Genomic DNA, 19,338 nt, shown 5'->3' on the forward strand with positions numbered 1-19,338 from the left:
GGTTATGAAAGGACCATTTCTTCGTGCTGTCGAGCAGATTCCCGACATCGCCTGCTCGGCGCTGAAAACACGTTGATGCACGAGCCCGCGACTGCAGGCGCCTGCCACTTCCGCGGAATGTTCTCCGGGCTGCCATCAAAGCAGGAAGTAATCCGTCAGAAGCGCGGCCGCTTCGCCGTGTTTGAACGCGACGGTTCCCAGATCGTCAGGTTCCGGGCCGCTGGGTACCGCCGCATTTCCTGCCAGTCCGGAAAGATCGATCCTGCCGCTTTCAACCGTCGAGAAATTGAACATTTTGTCATGTATGTCCAGTGAACGCGTTGTTTCGGCTGTGTCGTGAAACAGGAAAATATCCGTTCCGGTTCCGTCATGGGGGGATACGGCTGCCTTGGCCGATTCGGCAACGTTGGTGACGGTTATCGTGAACGTCTTTGTTGCAGCAAGCCCGTCGGCATCCTTGACCTCGACTGTGATGGTATCGCTTTTCACCTTCTCGTAGTCGATGGCCTTCGCCACCTGCAGCGTTGATCCCGTCAGCTTGAACAGGCCGCCGGCGTTGTCCGTCAGCGTAAACGTCAGGGCTTTGCCCTCGGGATCGACGGCCGAGACCGTTCCGATCTTTGTTCCGACAGCCGAGTTCTCCGCAACGCTCGCCTTTGACAGGGCGATGGTGTTTGGGGCTTCGTTGACATCACCAACACCGATGGCAAGGGACTGGGTATCGGTCAGGCCGCCATTGTCGGTCACCCTGACGATCACATCATAGACGTTGTTGCCGCCTGCATCGGCCTTGGCCTCGAAATCGGGCGCCACTTTGAAGACGAGAGCGCCTGTCGTGGCGTTGATCGTGAAGCGTGCCGCATCGGCGCCGCCGGAAAGCGCATAGGTGCGGGACGCGCCTGTATCCGGATCCGCAGAGACGACCGTCGTGACCGCGGTAGTGTTTTCTTTGATCGAGATCGCCGCCGTACTGCCGCCGCCGTTCGACGTGATGCGCGGCGCTTCGTTGACATCGGTCATGGTGACGGCAAGCGCCTGGGTGTCGGTCAGCCCGAAATTGTCGGTGACCTTGACGACGAGGTCATAGATGTTGTTGCCGCCACTATCCAACTTCGTCTCGAAATCGGCCGCTGCCTTGAAGGCAAGAGCGCCTGTTGCCGCATTGATGGTGAACCGTGCGGCATCAACGCCACCGGAGATCGAATAGCTCCGCGTCGCGCCTGTATCTGGATCGGTGGCGGTAACGGTGGTGACTGCCGTCTTGTTTTCGGCGATCGAGATTGCCGCAGCACTGCCGCCGCCATTAGACGTGATGCGTGGCGCCTCGTTGACATTGGTCACCGTAACGGCAAGTGCCTGCGTGTCCGTTCCACCGGTCGATGCAGCCTTGACGATGACGTCATAGACGTTGTTGGCGCCAACATCCGCCTTGGTCTCGAAATCGGCAGCGGCTTTGAAGACGAGGGCGCCTGTTGTGGCGTTGATCGTGAAGCGGGCCGCATCGGCACCGCCAGAGATCGAATAGGTCCGGGTGTCACCTTCCGGATCGCTGGCAACGACTGTGGTGATGGCCGTCGTATTTTCGGCAACCGATACGACCGCTGCCGAGCCACCGCCATTCGACGTGATCGCGGGGCCTTCCTCGACATTGGTGACGGTGACGGCGAGGGCCTGGGTGTCCGTCAGTCCGAAATTGTCGGTGACCTTGACGATCACGTCATAGACGTTATTGGCGCCACTATCTGCCTTCACCTCGAAGTTGGGAGCGGTTTTGAAGCTGAGTACGCCCGTTGCGCTGATCTGGAATTTCGAAGCGTCAGTACCCGTCAACGAGAAGGCGATGGCGCCGCCATCCGGATCGACCGCGGCGATCGTCGAAACCGCCGTGGTGTTTTCGGCGACCGAGCGCGACAGGGCGGCCCCTCCATTCGAGGTGATCGTCGGGGCACTATGGGCGATGACGCTGGCTTTCAGGTTTTCCCAATCGAGGTTCATCAACGTCAAACTGGTGCCTGCGGCAAAGTTGATGACCGTGTTGACGTGGTTTGTCTGGTCTATCTTGGAAAGAAGCTGTGTGAAGGACGTGATCGTGCTGAAGAGCGCACTCTTCACCTTGTCCTGGGTAATGTCGAAATCGGCGATCGTGTCATTGCCGCCGCTGTAGACGAAGAGATCAGCGCCTTGGCCGCCTGTCAGGCCGTCGTCTCCGGCCCCTCCCGACAGGGTGTCTGCCTGATCGCCGCCTCTCAGATCGTCGTTGCCGCTGCCACCGGTCAGTTCGAAACGTTCGACGCCGCTGTAGTACATATACATGTAGCCGTCGTAGTCGCCGCTCGCTGTGGCATTGACGGTGGTGCGATAGTGGTTGCCACCATAGACGATACTGTTGTTGGCGCCGCTCCAATCCATGACCAGCGTATCGACGCCATCGCCGGCGGCAAAGGCATGGCTGTAACCCTGGCTGTTGAAATTGATCTTGAAGGTATCGTTACCTGCGCCGGCATCGAAGGTGTTGCCATAGTAACCCCAGATACCGACGGCGGTCTTAACGGTCAATCGCGCATCGAGAACGTCATCGCCGCCGGCAGTTGTCAGCTGGACGGTTTCGACGCCGCGCCAGCTGGTTTCAACAGTCGTGCCGCTATTGACGACAATGGTTGCCGGCTGGGTTGCCTGCAGCGCAAGCGCAAAGTCCGCCACAGCGGTCGAGGCAATGGATGCGATCACGACGTCCGTGCCGTTGCCGCCATTGTAGCTGCCCTTGCCGGCCCCGCCTTCCAGACGGTCCACGCCTGCGCCACCCGATAGAATATCGTCCAGTGCTCCTGCGACCAGATTGTCGTCACCAGCGCCACCCATGAGCTGGAACCGTTCGACATTCGAATAGTAGACATACATGTAGCCGTCGTAGTCGCCGGAGACAGCCGCATTCACCGTGGTGCGGTAGTTGCCGTCGCCAAAGACGATGGCATTGTTGGCACCGCTCCAGTCCAGGACAATCGTGTCGATGCCATCTCCGCCCGCGAAGGAATGGCTGTATCCCTGGGCGTTGAAGTTGATCTTGAAGGTATCGTTGCCCGCACCGCCGTCGAAGCTATTGCCGGTATAGCCCCAGATGTTGACAGCGGTCTTGACGTTCAGCGTCGCGTCCAGCGTATCGTCGCCGGCGCCCGTGCCGAGTTGAACGTTTTCCAGTCCCTGCCAGATCGTCTGGATGTCCGTGCCCGAGTTCAGGGTGACCGCGGCGCTCTGCGTGTTTTGAAGCGAGAGCGAGACATTCTTGCCGATATCGCTGGCAATCGTGGCAATTGCGACATCGGTGCCGCTGCCGCCGTTGTAAGTACCCTTTCCGGCCTTGCCGTCGAGGCGATCGTAACCGCCGCCGCCCACAAGGATGTCATCCAATGCACCGCCGACCAGATTGTCGTTGCCCGCACCGCCCGTGAGCTGGAAACGTTCGACGTCGGAAAAATTGACGTACATGTAGCCGTCGTAGTCGCCGGAGACAGCCGCATTCACCGTGGTGCGATACGAACCGTCGCCAAAGACGATATCGTTGTTGGCGCCTGCCCAGTCCATGACCAGCGTGTCTATGCCATCGCCCGCAGTGAAAACATGGCTGTAGCCCTGGGCATTGAAGTTGATCTTGAACGTGTCGTTGCCGGCGCCGGCGTCAAACCGGTTGCCCGTGCCGTGAATATCCACACGGGTCTTGGCCGTCAGCTGCGCGTCGAGAATGTCGCCCCCGGCGCCGGTGCCGAGTTGCACGACTTCGATGCCGCGCCATTTGGTCTCGATGCCGGTCCCGCCATTGACGGTGACGGTCGTCGCCAAGGCCGCCTGGAGGGCAAGGGAAAAGCCGGTGTCTGCAGTGCTTGCAACCGTGGCGATGGCGATATCGATGCCGGTGCCGCCGTCATAGGTACCCTTGCCGGCCTTGCCTTCCAGCCTGTCAGACCCACCGTTGCCGATCAGGATGTCGTCGAGCAGGCCACCGACCAGATTGTCTCCGCCGGCGCCGCCGGTCAGCTGGAACCGTTCGACGGAGGTGAAGCTGACATACATATAGCCGCTGTAGTCGCCACTGGTCACGGCATCGACGGTGGTCCGGTAGTTCGTTTCTCCATAGACGATGCCGTTGGTGGCGCCGCTCCAATCCATGACCATCGTGTCGGTGCCGTCCCCTGCGGCAAAGACATGGTCGTAACCCTGCGCATTGAAATTGATCTTGAACGTGTCGTTGCCGGACCCTGAGTCAAAGCGATTTCCGGTGTAGCCGTGGATGTTGACGGCCGTTTTGATGGTCAGTCGCGCATCCAGAGTGTCGCCGCCGCCGCCTGTTGCAAGCTGAACGACTTCGATGCCTTGCCATGTCGTTTCGATAGCCGTGCCACCATTCGCCACGACCGGGCCGCCTTGTGTCGCCTGGAGCGCGAGCACGAAGTTTTTCCCGGCCTCCGAAAGTCCCGAAGCAATGACGATGTCGGTGCCGGTGCCACCGTTATAGGTGCCTTTGCCGGCCTTGCCTTCCAGGCGATCGATACCATTGCCACCGATGAGAACGTCATCGAGTGCGCCGCCCACCAGATTGTCGTTGCCGATGCCGCCAGTCAGCTGGAACCGCTCGACGCCGGAAAAGGCGACATACATGTAGCCGCTGTAATCGCCGCTGATGGCGGCGTTGACCGTGGTGCGATAGTTGGTCTGGCCATAGACGATGTCGACGCTTGCGTCACTCCAGTCCATCACCAGCGTATCGGTTCCATCGCCGGCAATGAACGTGTGCTCATAGCCCTGGGAATTGTAGTTGATCTTGAAGGTGTCGTCGCCAGCACCGGATTCGAAGCGATTGCCGGCGTAGCTGTGAATATTGACTGCGGTCTTGTCGGTGAGGCGGGCATCCAAGAGATCGTCGCCACCGGCCGTCGCAAGTTGCACGACTTCAACGCCATGCCATTTGGTTTCAACGTCCGTACCAGCGTTGACTGTAACCTCTGCGCTCTGGGTAGTCTGCAGCGCCAGCGTGAAATTCTTGCCGGCATCACTTGCAACGGTTGCGATGACGACATCCGTGCCGAGGCCGCCGTCGTAGGCACCCTTGCCCGTCTTGCCTTCCAGCCTGTCGATGCCTGCGCCGCCGACAAGGATGTCGTCGATGGCGCCACCGACCAGATTATCGTCGCCACTGCCGCCGGTCAGCTGGAAGCGTTCGACATCGGAGAAGCTGACATACATATAGCCGCCGTAGTCGCCACTGACGACGGCATTGACGGTGGTGCGGTAATTCGTTCCCCCATAGACGATGGAGATGGTTGCGTCGCTCCAGTCCATCAGCAGGGTATCGATACCGTCACCGGCGGCGAAAACGTGATCGTAGCCTTGCGCGTTATAGTTGATCTTGAAAATGTCGTTGCCAGCTCCTGCGTCAAACCGGTTGCCGGTATATCCGTGGATATTGACAGCAGTCTTGGTGAAAAGTCGCGTATCCAGCATGTCGTCGCCACTGCCGGTTGCGAGCTGGACGACTTCGACACCCTGCCATTTCGTCTCGATATCGGTGGTCGAATTGACGGCGATCTCGGCTGCAAGCGTATCCTGCAAGGCCAGTGTGAAATTCTTGCCCGAAACGCTGGCAACGCTAGCGATGACGATATCGGTACCGCTGTCGCCGTGATACGTGCCCTTGCCGGACTTGCCTTCCAAGCGGTCGATACCGGCACCACCGATCAGCACGTCTTCAAGGATATCGCCGACCAGATTGTCGTTGCCCGAGCCGCCGCTCAGACGGAAGCGCTCCACATCCGAGAATGACATATAAGCATAGCCGGAATAGTCGCCGCTGTTCACGGCATTGACGGTGGTACGATAATTGGTTCCGCCATAGACGATGTCGACGGTGGCAAGGCTCCAGTCCATCACCAGCGTATCGACGTCGCCGCCGCCTTCGAAAACGCTATTATAGGCGTTCTGACCGGACAGATCGAAGACGCCGGTATCATCGCCGTCGCCCCCGCGCAGCGTATCGCCGCCGCCAATGGCGATCAGCGTGTCGTTGCCGCCCAAACCATCGATCGTCTGGGCATTCTGGTTGCCGGATATGACATTGCCGAGCGCGTTGCCCACCAGGTGCACGTTCTTCAGATTGTCGGTGAGAAACAGGTCCTCGACATTGACGGCCCAGCTGTCATTCAGGCTGAAGGTCGGAATGGTATTGATATTGGAAAATTCGCCCGTCGCCAGCAGGATGGTGTCGTGGCCGCCGTCTAAGTCTTCGACGACACGATCGTTGCCGGTGTCGAAGACATACGTATCGTTGCCGCCGGCGCCGTAGAGCGTGTCGCTGCCGCCACGCCCGTCGATATAGTCGTCGCCAACGGTACCGTAGATCGCGTTGCCCAGCGCATTGCCGGTAGCACCGCGGGCCGAGCCGGTGAGCCGTAGCTCCTCGATATCAGCGCGCTTGCCGGCCGCGTCATCGAGCGAATAGTCGATGGACGCGTAGATCGTGTCGTATCCGCCGCCGGTCGCGCGCAGGTTTTCAAAGACGATCGTCTGCAGCGAGTCGATGTAATAGGTATCATCGCCACCTTCGCCGACGAGCGTGTCCGCCCCGCCGCTGGCAAAGAACGTATCCTCGCCATCACGACCATAAAAAGCGTTTTCGCCATCGCCCCCGAAGAAATGGTCATCGTGGTCGGAGCCGATCGCGCCTTCGATGTCCACGAATGTGTCGGTGTCGTTATCGCCATGATTGGCATGCATCGACGCGACGGTCACCCCGTCGGCGGTCTTGTCGCTGTCGCTGAGATTGACGACGACGTTGGCATAGTCGATCTGGTAATCGGCAAGGTCGAAGCCCGCGCCGCCATCGATATGGTCGTCTTCCCACTGCCCCATCAGGATGTCGTTGGCGGCATCGCCATAGAGAAAATCGTCGCCTTCGCCGCCCTGGACGATATCGTTTCCGGCGCCGCCATGCAGCGTGTCGATTCCCTTGCCGCCGAGCAGCGTATCGACGGCGTCGCTGCCGAACAGCTGGTCGTCGCCATCACCGCCGCTGAGCGCCGAGCCGCCGTCACCGGCAATGATGATGTCGTCGAAACCGCTGCCGTAGACCTCTTCGAAATTGCTGACCTGATCGATGAAACCATAGGCGTCGAGGACCGTTCCTGCATCGACGGTGAAACCATCGATGGTTCGTTGGGTGCTGCTCAGGTTGACGATCGAGCGCTGGGGATCGAAAGCCAGAGAGAGGCTGTCGACGCCGTCACCACCGTCGAGAATGTCAGCACCATCGCCTCCGACAATGAGGTCGTTGTCGGCTCCTCCGTTGATCGTGTTGGCAAGAGCATTGCCGGTGATGGTGTCGTTGCCGGCAAGGCCGTCATAGGTGACCTGATGCGGCGTCAGCGTCAGGTAATCGTTTCCTGTCGTACCGACATAGAACCGCTCCCACGGGATGACGTAGTCGATCTCGACGGTGCCGAGATCGACGTCGAATGTCTCGTCAAAGAGTGCGATCTTGGCGAGGTCCCAATCCTTGGAAATCGAGATCAGCGGTCCCCAGCCGAATTCGAAACCCAGACCCGGTGCCAGGATGGTGTTGGAGATATAGGCCTTGAAGATATCGAGCGTCAGCTCGCCGTTGATGACCAGGCTGGTGAGATTGCGCAACTCGCCGGTCAGATTGAAGCTGGCATGCACATTGTGCTCGCCGTAGCCCGCATCTGGCGTCTGAAAGACAAAATCGTCGCCAAGAACACCGGTGAGTACCTGGCCGGTTTCCGCGACGCTCATTGTGACGGCAATTGGGTCCGGGGTGAACTCGAACTGCTGGTCGACCCTGAAATTCAGCGATGCCGTCGTGTCGATCAGGTCGAAATCGAACCGGAGTTGTCCTCCACCCGGATCGGTGAAGACCGGTAGTGAAAGGCCGAGCGGCGAGGGCGATCCGAAGAAGGCGGCGATCAGACCGTCGATATCGAGAGAGGCCTGCAGGAAGTCGATCGTGGATCCATCGCTCAGCAGGTCGGCGAGGGCGCCTTGCAAGGTGCCGCTGGTATCCGACGTGTCGAGCGGATCGAGCGGGACTTGAAGCAAACCGGAAATCAACGCTCCCGGAAAATTGAACGGGATGGAGCCATTGACGACATCACTCAGATTGGCCTCAAAAAGCGTATTGGTGACGGTCGGCAGATTGAAGACCGAAATAGGATTAGCAAGGTTGGCGCCGAACGCGCCGATATTTGCCCCGGTCGTGGTGTCGAATTGCGCGAAGGCGCCATAGGTCATGGTAACGTCGAAATGGAAGTTCGCCGGGTCGAGGCCTGATGTCAGTAACTGACCGCTTACCTGAGTAAACCCACTCGTATCGAAATGGACGATGTCGTTGAGCGAGAATTCAGGCGTATCGAGAATGGCCGCGTCAATCGCATAACCGACTTCCATGCTGCCGAAATCCCATTTGAGATGGGCAGCCAGATTGAACAACGCCGCATAGCTGAAACCAACATCCAGACCGACGTCAAGACCGAGAACCTGCCCCCCCAGGCTGAAGACCTGCTGATCGCTGAAGTTTAAATTGACCAGATTATAGGTTTGGTCGATGCTCTGGCTGTTCGGCCCCCACATTGGCACGTCTTCGATAGAAAACGACAGCTGCGTTGTCTCAGACACGTCCGATCCCCCCAAAGCCAAAATCGTTCTTATTTTGCAGTGCAGTAAAAATATTTAAAAAGTATTTGTTTACCAATTATATATTCTTAAATTAGCGACAAGTGAATTGAAAAGATACAAACTCATCAAAAAAAAAGAAAAATCTGGATAAAATCGTCGGCTGAAAGCAAGAATTTAGGCAGACATTGATCATTTTCGACGTCAAATTGCTCGATTATGCGATACAATTGTAATATTAATGAATCAAAGAACAGGGGCGTCGCGCGCATTTTACGTGCAGGTTTCAACAGTTCTACATATTGAGGAATCCCAGGGATTTTTCTGTAGCGTTGCGGAAAGTATATAAAAACTTACATATCCCACAGCACGCCAGGCATGTGCGGATGATGGAAACCGTTTCGGGCCGTGCGTCCATGATGGCCGGGCCTCCCGCACCCTTCCTCGTCGCGACGACGGCAATCCGCTTCATCACTTGCGCGCGACAAAGTCTGCCCGATTGATCCCATGGCGCTGCAGTTTGTCATAGAATGTTTTTCTGGCTATGCCGAGCACGTCAATCGTCCGGCGCACATCGCCGTCATTGGCAGACAGAGCGTCTCGAATGATTTCGGCTTCATAGAGCTCCAGTTTTTCAGGCAAGGTTGCGCCGCCCGGCTGCGGGGAGGCCGTGCTTCCCTCACCCTTTTCCAAGCCAAGTACCACCCTTTCCGCGAAATGCGAGAGCTCGCGCACATTGCCGGGCCAGGCATGAGAGGAGAGGTGACGGCGCACGCTCTGCGAAAGCGGCGGGACCTCCCGGCGAAAACGGGCCGCGGCACGGCCGGCAAAATGGGAGAACAACAGCGGGATATCGTCGCGCCGTTCCCTCAACGGCGGAATGGAGATGGTGACGACATTCAGCCGGTAGTAAAGATCCTCGCGAAAATCGCCACGCACGGCCGGATCGCCGAGATCGATCTTGGCAGCAGCGACGACCCTGAGATCGACTGGGCGCACGTCATTGGTCCCGAGCGGCATGATTTCGCGCATTTCGAGAACGCGCAACATCTTCACCTGCGTGCCGAGCGGCATGCTTTCGATCTCGTCGAGGAACAGCGTGCCGCCGCTCGCATGTTCGATCCGGCCGGTCCGACGCTTCTGGGCGCCGGTGAACGCGCCGGCCTCGTGGCCGAACAGCTCGCTTTCGATCACCGTTTCCGGCAGGGCGCCGCAGTTGAGCGCCACGAAATTGCCCTTTCGCCTGCGGCTCCACTGATGCAGAAGCTGGGCGACGACCTCCTTGCCGCTACCAGTTTCGCCGGCGACGAGTACATCGACATCGGTATCGGCGATATGCCGGAGGATGTTTCTCAGATTTTCCATCACCGGCGTCTGGCCAATCAACGGCAGGCTGTCCTGCGCCTCTTCGGCAGCGCGGCGCAGCGCCCGGTTTTCCATCACCAGCGTTCGCTTCTCGCTCGCCCGGCGCACGCTCTGCACCAACCGGTCGGCCGCGAAGGGTTTGGCGATGAAATCATAGGCACCGTCCTGGATCGCCTGAACGGCCATTGGGATATCGCCGTGACCGGTAATAAGAATGACCGGCAGGTCGGCATCCATGTCCTTCAGCGCGCCGAACAATTGCAGGCCGTCTATCTCGGGCATGCGGATATCGGTCACGACAGCGCCCGCAAAGTCCGGCGACAGCGCGGCAAGTGCCGCCTTAGCGCCGCCGAATGCCGAAACGGAAAATCCGGCCAGTTCAAGCGTCTGGGCCGTGGCGCGGCGAAGGTCCTTGTCGTCGTCGATCAGAACAACTGGCGTCAACGGGTTCATGATCTCAAGCCTTCTTCAAATAGACGATGAAACGGGTTCCGCGGTCGTCGCTCGATACGTCCATGCGGCCGCCATAATCGGCGACGATGTCCTTGGAGATAACCAGCCCCAGCCCCAAGCCGCCTTCCTTCGAGGTGTTGAAGGGCGTGAACAATCCTTCGCGGATCTCCGGCGAAATGCCCGGCCCGTTGTCCGAGACTGCCAACAACACCTCTTTTGCGTCGTCTTCGATCCGAACCTCGACGTGGCCCCTCTCGCCTTTCGGTGCCACGGCCTCCAGCGCATTCTGAAGGAGGTTGATCAGCACCTGCTCCAACCGGATGCGGTTGCCCATGACCTGAAGACCTTCAGGCGGCAGAAGGATATCCAGCACATCCATGCGCCCGGAAAAACGGCTGCGCAGCAACATGACCGCGCCTTCGATGACATCCTTCATCTCGGTTGGCTCGGCAGTGCCGCGACCCTTGCGGGCGAATGCCTTCAACTCGTCGGTGATCGTGCCGATCCGTTCGGTCAGCGCGGCAATGCTTTCCAGATTTTCGCCGGCCGGCGCTGTCTGGCCGCGATCGAGGAAGACGCGCGCATTGTCGGCATAGGCGCGAATGGTCGCGACCGGTTGATTGATCTCATGGGCGACGCCGGCTGCGACCTGGCCGAGGATCGCCAGCCTGTTGGCCTGCACCAGATCCTGCTGCACGGCCTGCAATTTTTGCTCGGTGTTTCTGTGATCGGTGATTTCCGTCTGCAAGCGGTCGCGCGCCTGACTGAGATCCAGCGTCCGTTCGGCCACGCGCCGCTCCAGGTCCTCCCGTGCCCGCTGTTCGTTGAATATCCGCAACGCGATTAGGTGCCGGCGGCGCAGCAGGAAGGCGGCACAGGCCAGCAGCGGCAAAAGAACGAGCAGTGCCAGCATGCGGGCTTCGCGCACGCCCGCATCGACCGAAGGCTCCGATGCCACCAGGTGCTGCAATTGCCATCCCGTCATCGGAATTTGAACCCGCACATCAAGAAACGCCGATTTTCCGGCGCCGCCCGGCATGACGATCCGGACGAGATCGGCCCCTTCCTTTGTGGTGCCGGCCACCTCGAACGGCAAGGGCCGCAGTGGTGCATCGCCGAACTGAAGGCTTTCCCGGATGGCGGCCAGACGATCCGGGGCGATTTCGCCGATGGTCATGAAGCGCCAGGACGGGATACTCGTGATGAGGACAATGCCGCGGTCGTCAACCACATAGGTCGGTTTGCCCGAGGCGTTCCAGTCGGCCTCGACGTCGTCGAACTCGACCTTCACCACGACCACGCCGAGCGGGCCGTTGATGCCGTCGATGCGCTGTGAAATGTAAAGCCCCGGTTTCTTGCTGATGCTGCCAAGCGCAAAATGCTCGGCCCGTCCTTGCGCAAACGCTCGCTGAAAATATTCCCTGAAGCGATAGTCATTGCCGACGAAACTCGTCGGCTCGCGCCAGTTGCTGGCCGAAACCGCAATTCCGTCCGCCCCAATCACGTAGATAACCGCGGCCTTCGTGCCCGCCGCCAGGGTTTCCAGCTTGCGGTTAAGCCCGTCGAGTGTAGCCGCGTCCTTTGCCGTCAGCGCCGTCGCGAGCGCGCTGTCCTGCGAAAGTACGAACGGGAGGGCTCGGTATTTTTCCAGAACCGTGCGCAGCAATGCCGCATTCAAATCGGCATCGATGCGGGCCTGAGTTCCCAGTGCGACCTCAGCACGACGCCTGCCGATCTCGCCGCTTGCCCAGAGACTTAACAGGATCAATGCCAACGCCATACCGGCGTGAACCAGCCGCATCCGCCGGATGCGTTCCCGCAAGGGGAGGGTCGGCCACAACCGTCGGGACACCGAAAAAACCATGATGAATCTGTGCATATTTCAGCACAATTATCAAATCAATTTGTGTGGATTTCCGCATCAATTGATGGCTCTGTAAAAGAGAAGAATTTTTTACTTAGTTTTTACAACAGGTTAAAACGAACGCCAAAATTGGCACGGAGATTGCGAAGCGCTTCCCCAACAGCAGCTCGACTGCTGGACTTGAAGCGAACGGCTCGGGAGGCCGGAACTCGTTCCGGACGAGCCACAAGGAGGAAATCATGATCGCAGCCCCCTTCGATTCGGCCGCAAGGCCCCAAGGTAAAACACCTTTTTACCGGCATCTCTACGTCCAGGTTCTCGCAGCCATTGCCGCGGGTATCCTTCTCGGCCATTTCTATCCGGAACTCGGCACGCAGCTGAAGCCGCTTGGCGATGCCTTCATCAAGCTCGTCAAGATGATCATCGCGCCGGTCATCTTCTTGACGGTCGCCACCGGCATTGCCGGGATGAGCGACCTGCAGAAGGTCGGCCGCGTCGCCGGCAAGGCGATGCTGTACTTCCTGACTTTTTCAACGCTGGCCCTCGTGATCGGTCTCGTCGTCGCCAATGTCGTCCAGCCCGGTGCCGGCATGCATATCGATCCGGCTTCGCTCGATCCGGCGGCAGTCGCGACCTATACCGAAAAGGCGCATGAGCAGAGTATCGTCGGCTTCCTGACCAACATTATCCCGACGACGATCGTCGGCGCGTTCGCCGATGGCGATATTCTGCAGGTCCTGTTCTTCTCGGTTCTGTTCGGCATCGCGCTCGCCATGGTCGGCGAAAAGGGTGAGCCCGTCATCAATTTCCTCAACGCGCTGACGGCACCGGTCTTCAAGCTCGTCGCCATCCTCATGAAGGCCGCACCGATCGGTGCGTTCGGCGCCATGGCGTTTACCATCGGCAAATATGGCGTCGGCTCGATTGCCAACCTTGCTATGCTGATCGGTACATTCTACCTGACCTCGCTGCTCTTCGTGTTCGTCGTCCTCGGCGCGGTTGCCCGCTACAACGGCTTCTCGATCCTGGCATTGCTGCGTTACATCAAGGAAGAGCTGCTATTGGTGCTTGGCACCTCATCCTCGGAAGCCGCCCTTCCGGGCCTGATGAACAAGATGGAAAAGGCCGGCTGCAAGCGCTCGGTCGTCGGCCTCGTCATTCCGACCGGCTATTCCTTCAATCTCGATGGCACCAACATCTACATGACGCTGGCGGCGCTGTTCATCGCTCAGGCCACCGACATCAATCTCTCCTGGAGCGACCAGATCCTGCTGTTGCTCGTCGCCATGCTGAGTTCCAAGGGTGCCGCAGGCATTACCGGTGCCGGCTTCATCACGCTGGCGGCCACGCTTTCGGTCGTCCCGTCCGTGCCGGTCGCCGGCATGGCGCTCATCCTTGGCATTGATCGTTTCATGTCGGAATGCCGGGCTTTGACCAACCTCGTCGGCAATGCCGTTGCCACCATCGTTGTCGCCCGTTGGGAGAACGAACTCGACACCACGCAACTTGCCGCGGCACTGGGCGGCAAGGACACGGGTGTTGTTCCGGCGGCGGGGCTGCAGCCGGCAGAATAAAAGCCGACTTTCTGAGCGCCCATTTTTCGCAGAACCGGCTCGCCAAGAGGCGAGCCGGTTTTATGCATTCATGTTTGGGCAAGCGGGCATTGGGATGCGCCGCTTCACGCTCGAGGCAGGCAGAACGCCTTATGCCATTCGGCGAATTTCGGCTTGAAGATGCTGAGCCTGGTTCTGCAGGGCGATGTATCGGAGCGTCGGTATGGCGCCGTTATTCTGATCGGCCGCCCACATCGCTTCACGACGTATCTGCCCGTCTTCCGCCTTCAGCTGCTGGGATTCGCTCGCTGTCAGGAGACCCCGTGCCCGATCCGCGTTCACGCGCTGGTCGTCGGCCCGGAGCTCTGCGAGGATTGTCTGAAGCCGCGGGCCCGAGACATGAACGGGAGTATAGGCGGGAACAATGAAGGTAGGGCTCTGAACGTCATCGTTGGTGATGTCGTCATCCCCCAGCATCGAACGATCACGACTACCGTCGCGGTGGTGGTGATCATCACCGCCGCCATGCGAACCGGCGAGAGCCACGCCCATGGAAGCCGAGATGAAAATTGCGGAAATCGCTGCGGTCTTTGCAAAAGAAAACATTTGCGTTACCTCAATTGGAAAGACGCTCATGAAGCGTCTTTTTGGCATGAAGCTATCTTATAGTGTCGAGTCGCGGCTCCATTACCGCCGGCAGTACCTAGCTTCATTATGAAGTGTACTTCCCACGGAAAACAAATGCATGTTAAATAAAAATAATATTTGAGTTAATCTTATTGCCACAATCGATTCACAATCGTGGTGGCTCCAATTGCTAGGACACGATGCCTGACGCAGGCTGGAATAGTACTTTCATGCAGAGTGCATATTCATTCCGCCGCAAGCGGCGTTGGTTGATGCCGTTCCTCTACACGCTGTTTTCTGACACCAAGACCGATGGCCCAGTTGTTAAGCCTGTCCATTTCCACGAAGATGATCGGCGTGATGAACAGCGTCAGCGCCTGCGAGACGATCAAGCCGCCGACGACGGCAATGCCGAGCGGCTGGCGCAGTTCCGAGCTGGCGCCGGCGCCAAGCGCAATCGGCAGGGCGCCGAGGAGCGCGCAGAATGTCGTCATCATGATGGGCCGGAAACGTCGAACGCAGGCCTCGTGAATCGCTTCCGACGCCGTCATGCCTGGAGATCGTAAATTCTCCAGCGCCACGTCGATCATCATGATCGCGTTTTTCTTGACGATGCCGATCAGCATCAGCAACCCGATGAGGGCGATGATCGACAGGTCGATGCCCATCACTTTCAGCGCCAGCAGCGCACCGAGAGCGGCTGACGGCAGACCGGAGAGAATGGTCAGCGGGTGGATAAAACTCTCGTAGAGGATGCCGAGGACAACATAGATCGTCAGTATCGCAGCAAGGATCAATATCGGCGTGTTGGCCTGCGACTGCTGGAAAATCTCTGCCGTTCCTCCATAGGACGTGAAGATGTCCGCCGGCAGGCCTATGTCCTGCTTTATCTGCTCGATCGCGGCCGTGGCATCGCTCAGCGCTTCGCCTGCCGGAAGATTGAACGACACCGTGGTTGAGACGAGTTGTCCCGTCTGATTGATGGTGACCGGCCCGGTTGATCTGTTGACCCTTGCAAAGCTGGACAGCGGCACAAGATTGCCGGTGGCGGATGCGACATGAATTCCCTGCAGCGTCTGGTCGTCCCATGGCTTCTTGGTATCGTACTCGACGATCACATCGTAGCTGTCGCCGGTCGATTGAATCTGTGCCGCGGCATAGCTGCCGAACGCCTCCTGCAGCGTCGTTCGCAGCTGGCTGTCGGTAATGCCGTAGGCTGCGGCCTTCTCCTTGTCGACGACAATATTGGCCTGAAGCGCATTGTTCTGCGCGTCGGAGGTCACATCCGTGAACCGCCGATCGGCAAGCATCGCGGTCTCAAGGCGGCCGGCCCACAAGGTCGTCTGGTCGGCACTCAGCGCCTGGACGACAAGCTGATACTGGCTGGCCGTCTGGCGTCCGCCGAAGCGCAGGCTCTGTTGCGGCGTGATGAAGGCCTGCAGGCCGGGGATTTTGCTGATGCCGGTGCGCAACTCGCGCAGCGTCTGGTCGAGCGCCGGACGCTGCGTCTTGTCCTTCAGCTCGACAAACATCGTGCCGTTGTTAAGCGGGCTGCGGACATTGCCGCCGACGATCGACATGACGTGGTTGACCGCCGGATTTTGCTTCACCAACGCCGCCGCCTGGTTCTGCAGATCCCGCATCGCAGAGTAGGAGATGTCCTGTCGCGCACGGGTGGAGATGGTCAATCGCCCTATGTCTTCCGTCGGGAAGAAGCTCGTGGGTATCGTCATGAACAGATAAGCCGTGAGCCCGATGGACGCGAAGAACAGCAGCAGAATTGCCGGACGATGGTCGAGACACCAGGCCACCGACCTGTCATATCCCTGAAGTGTACGCTCGAAACCGGCTTCGAAGAGACGCAGGATCCAGGGCGGCCTGCTGTGTCCGGTGGAAAGGCGCGAGCCGAGCATCGGCGTGACCGTCAGGGAAACGATTGCCGAAGAGATGATTGCGATAGCAACCACCATGCCGAATTCGTTGAAGATTCGCCCCACGACCCCGCCCATCAACAGGATAGGGATAAAGACCGCGACCAGCGAGACCGACATCGAGATGATGGTATAGCTGACTTCGGCGGCACCCTTGATCGCCGCTTCCCGTACCGGCATTCCCGCTTCTATGTGGCGGAGGATGTTTTCCAGCATGACGATCGCATCGTCGACGACGAGGCCTACCGCCAACGTCAAGCCAAGCAGCGAAATGTTGTCGATACTGTAGCCAAGCACATACATCATGCCGAAGGTTGAAATCAGCGAAAGCGGCACGGCGAGGCCCGGAATAATCGTCGCGGTCAAGTGACCGGTGAAGAGATAGATGACCAGGACCACCAGGCCGACCGTCAGCAGCAAGGTGAATTTGACGTCCGAGATGGCGCCGCGGATCGGCTTTGCCGAATCGTTCATGACCTTCATCGAGACGGATGCAGGCATCTCGGCATGCAAGCCCGGCAGCTTCGCGTTGATGGCATCGACGACATCGACCGTATTGGCGTCCGGCTGGCGTTGGACGGCAAGCATGATACCCCGCTTTCCATCATACCAGCTGCCCGTATTCTGATTCTCGACGCTGTCTTGAACATCGGCGACGTCTTCCAGATGAATTGGTGCGCCATTGGGGTTGGCGATGACCAGCGAACGGAACTGCTGGGCATTCGTGCGCTGCGTATCGGCATTGATCGTAATGCTCTGCATATCGTTCTGAAGAGAGCCGACCGGAGCGTGGTTGTTGGCGGCAGCAATTGCTGTGTTGACGGTATCGATGCCGATGTTGCGGCTCACCAGCTTGCCCGGATCGACTTCGACACGCACCGCATAGGTCTGGGCACCGAACACGTTGACCTCGGCAACGCCCGGAAGCGTCGAAAGCGACGGCGAGATGACGTCTTCGGCTATCTCATCCAGCTTGCTATACGGCATCGTTTCGCTTTGCACGGCAAGCAGCATCACCGGCGCATCGGCCGGATTGGTTTTGCGATAGCTGGGCGGCGTGGTCATATTGTCAGGCAACTGGCGGGTTGCATGCGAGATCGCCGCCTGCACATCGGCGGCGGCGGCATCGATATTCCGGTTCAGATCGAATTGCAGCACGATGCTGGTATTGCCAAGGGAGTTCGTCGCGCTGATTTCGTCGATGCCGGGAATGGTTTGAAACTGCTTGATGAGGGGGGTCGAAACGGAGGTCGCCATGGTTTGCGGCGATGCCCCGGTCAGCGACGCAGAAACGCTGATCGTCGGAAAATCGACCTGCGGCAGCGCTGAGACGGGCACCTGCTGGTAGCCTGCGATACCGGCGAGTACGACACCGATGGCAAGAAGCGTGGTCGCGACAGGGCGCTGGATACAGAAATTCGGGATCATGGCTGTGCGCCTGTCAGGAGAGTTTCGGTCCGCAGCTCCGGCTGATCGGCAGAAGCCAGGTTCTCTGTCTGACCGCTGAACTGTTCATCGACATGCTGTTGGTCCGTCAGCTGCGCCTGGCCTTCGACCACCACGTGATCACCGTCTGAAAGACCTTTCGCAAGCGCCGTGAAACTGCCTTCAGCACGGGCGACAGTGACCGGCGTCAGCTCAACCTTGCCGTCCTTGACGACGTAGGAATAGAAGCCGTCTGCGCCTGGGTTAACCGCCACGGTCGGCACGACGATCTGCTGCTCGGGGTCTTTGAAATGAACCACAAGATTGACGGACTGTCCTGGCCAGAGCGCGCCAGAGGCATTTTCGAATTTTGCCTTGGCAAGGATCGTGCCTGAAGCCGTGTCTATCGTATTGTCGTAGAAGCTTATCTGCCCCTGGCGGGCCTTGCCTTTATCCGACTGCGGAACCGTGGTGACATCGACAGGCCCGGCGGCAAGCGCCAGTTTCAATCGGCGCAGATTGCGCTCCTCCAGATGAAACTTCACATAGATCGGATCATATTTGGCGATCGTGACGATCGCCGTCCCCGCACTCACGAAGGCGCCACGGCTGACACCGACATCACCCAGGCGACCATCGAAGGGCGCACGGATCTGGGTATTTTCCAGAACAACCTGATCGGCGGCAAGATTGGCCTTGTCAACGTCCAGTGTGGCGGCTGCCGTATCGCGCGCCGCTTTGGCCTGTTCGTAGGCCTGCTGTGTTCCGGCGGTCTGGATGAGAAGATCGTTCGCTCGCTTCAGCGCGGCCTCGGCCTCCGTGAAAGCAGCATTGTCGCGAACGATCGTTGCATTGTCCCGATCGACGGCAGCCTGCGCGGTGCGGTCGTCGAGTTCGGCAATCAAATCACCCTGTTTGACAACCGCGCCGTCCATCACGTCGACCGCGGTGACGACGCCCTGCTCTTGCGCGGCGATCGCCGTGGTATCATCGGCTTCTGCCCATCCTGATGCGGTGACGTCCATCGGCAGCGTCGTTTTGGTCGCCGACACCGTCTTGACGAGTGTCGGTCCGCCATTGCCGCGCCGGTGTCGGCCGCCACCTGCCTGATCTCCCGCCTGAACTTGCCCCCCGCCGGCATGCTTGCCATCGCCATTTTCAGCTTGGAGAGCCGGTTGCTTGGTAAATTGCGAAAGATAGGGAATCCGATCACCCCCCAATGCGCCGACGCCAACGCCGACGACTGCAACAACACATACAGTTGGCCAGAATTTTTTCATGTGAAGGACCGGGTTTTGAATGATTGCGCGAAGCGTTCGAAGCGCTATAGAGCCTCGGATATTGCGGCGCAAAAAAGACATACTTCCCCGTGGTCGATCACTAACCTGTTATAAATGCTTAAATTTTTGTAATGAACGGGCGGCATCGCAAAACGAGAAAGAACAAA

The 19,338-nt window shown here is 58.9% G+C and carries 7 protein-coding genes; 1 reads left to right on the forward strand and 6 read right to left on the reverse strand.

Annotation, left to right across the window (positions count from 1 at the left end; all coding sequences use genetic code 11):
* Positions 1-135 precede the first annotated feature (135 nt).
* The 3 genes from J2Z75_RS29545 to J2Z75_RS19725 all read right to left on the reverse strand — a co-directional run bounded on the left by J2Z75_RS29545 (position 136) and on the right by J2Z75_RS19725 (position 12,355).
* Positions 136-8,676, reverse strand: coding sequence for a cadherin domain-containing protein (locus tag J2Z75_RS29545; RefSeq protein WP_209854480.1), 8,541 nt, complete (start codon positions 8,674-8,676; stop codon positions 136-138).
* 468 nt (positions 8,677-9,144) lie between these two features.
* Positions 9,145-10,491 carry a sigma-54-dependent transcriptional regulator gene (locus tag J2Z75_RS19720; RefSeq protein ID WP_209854481.1) on the reverse strand — a complete coding sequence of 449 codons (1,347 nt, stop codon included), beginning with the start codon at positions 10,489-10,491 and terminating at the stop codon, positions 9,145-9,147.
* A 4-nt stretch (positions 10,492-10,495) separates the two neighbouring features.
* Entirely contained in the window at positions 10,496-12,355 is a 1,860-nt protein-coding gene (locus J2Z75_RS19725; RefSeq protein WP_407692788.1) for a sensor histidine kinase, read from the reverse strand.
* A 239-nt stretch (positions 12,356-12,594) separates the two neighbouring features.
* Here J2Z75_RS19725 and J2Z75_RS19730 point away from each other — a divergent pair, with 239 nt between their 5' ends.
* Entirely contained in the window at positions 12,595-13,929 is a 1,335-nt protein-coding gene (locus J2Z75_RS19730) for a dicarboxylate/amino acid:cation symporter (protein WP_209854483.1), read from the forward strand.
* A 129-nt stretch (positions 13,930-14,058) separates the two neighbouring features.
* Here J2Z75_RS19730 and J2Z75_RS19735 read toward each other — a convergent pair whose 3' ends face one another.
* The 3 genes from J2Z75_RS19735 to J2Z75_RS19745 all read right to left on the reverse strand — a co-directional run bounded on the left by J2Z75_RS19735 (position 14,059) and on the right by J2Z75_RS19745 (position 19,171).
* Entirely contained in the window at positions 14,059-14,562 is a 504-nt protein-coding gene (locus J2Z75_RS19735; protein WP_209854484.1) for a hypothetical protein, read from the reverse strand.
* A 218-nt stretch (positions 14,563-14,780) separates the two neighbouring features.
* Complete coding sequence (locus J2Z75_RS19740; RefSeq protein ID WP_209854485.1) at positions 14,781-17,894, reverse strand: efflux RND transporter permease subunit; 3,114 nt, start codon at positions 17,892-17,894, stop codon at positions 14,781-14,783.
* A complete protein-coding gene (locus J2Z75_RS19745) occupies positions 17,891-19,171 on the reverse strand; it encodes an efflux RND transporter periplasmic adaptor subunit (RefSeq protein ID WP_209854486.1) in 1,281 nt (426 codons plus the stop codon). Before J2Z75_RS19745 ends, J2Z75_RS19740 begins: the two co-directional genes overlap by 4 nt.
* Between the last annotated feature and the right edge of the window lie 167 nt (positions 19,172-19,338).

The sequence above is a fragment of the Rhizobium herbae genome (genome assembly GCF_017873135.1).
Taxonomy (GTDB): domain Bacteria; phylum Pseudomonadota; class Alphaproteobacteria; order Rhizobiales; family Rhizobiaceae; genus Pararhizobium; species Pararhizobium herbae.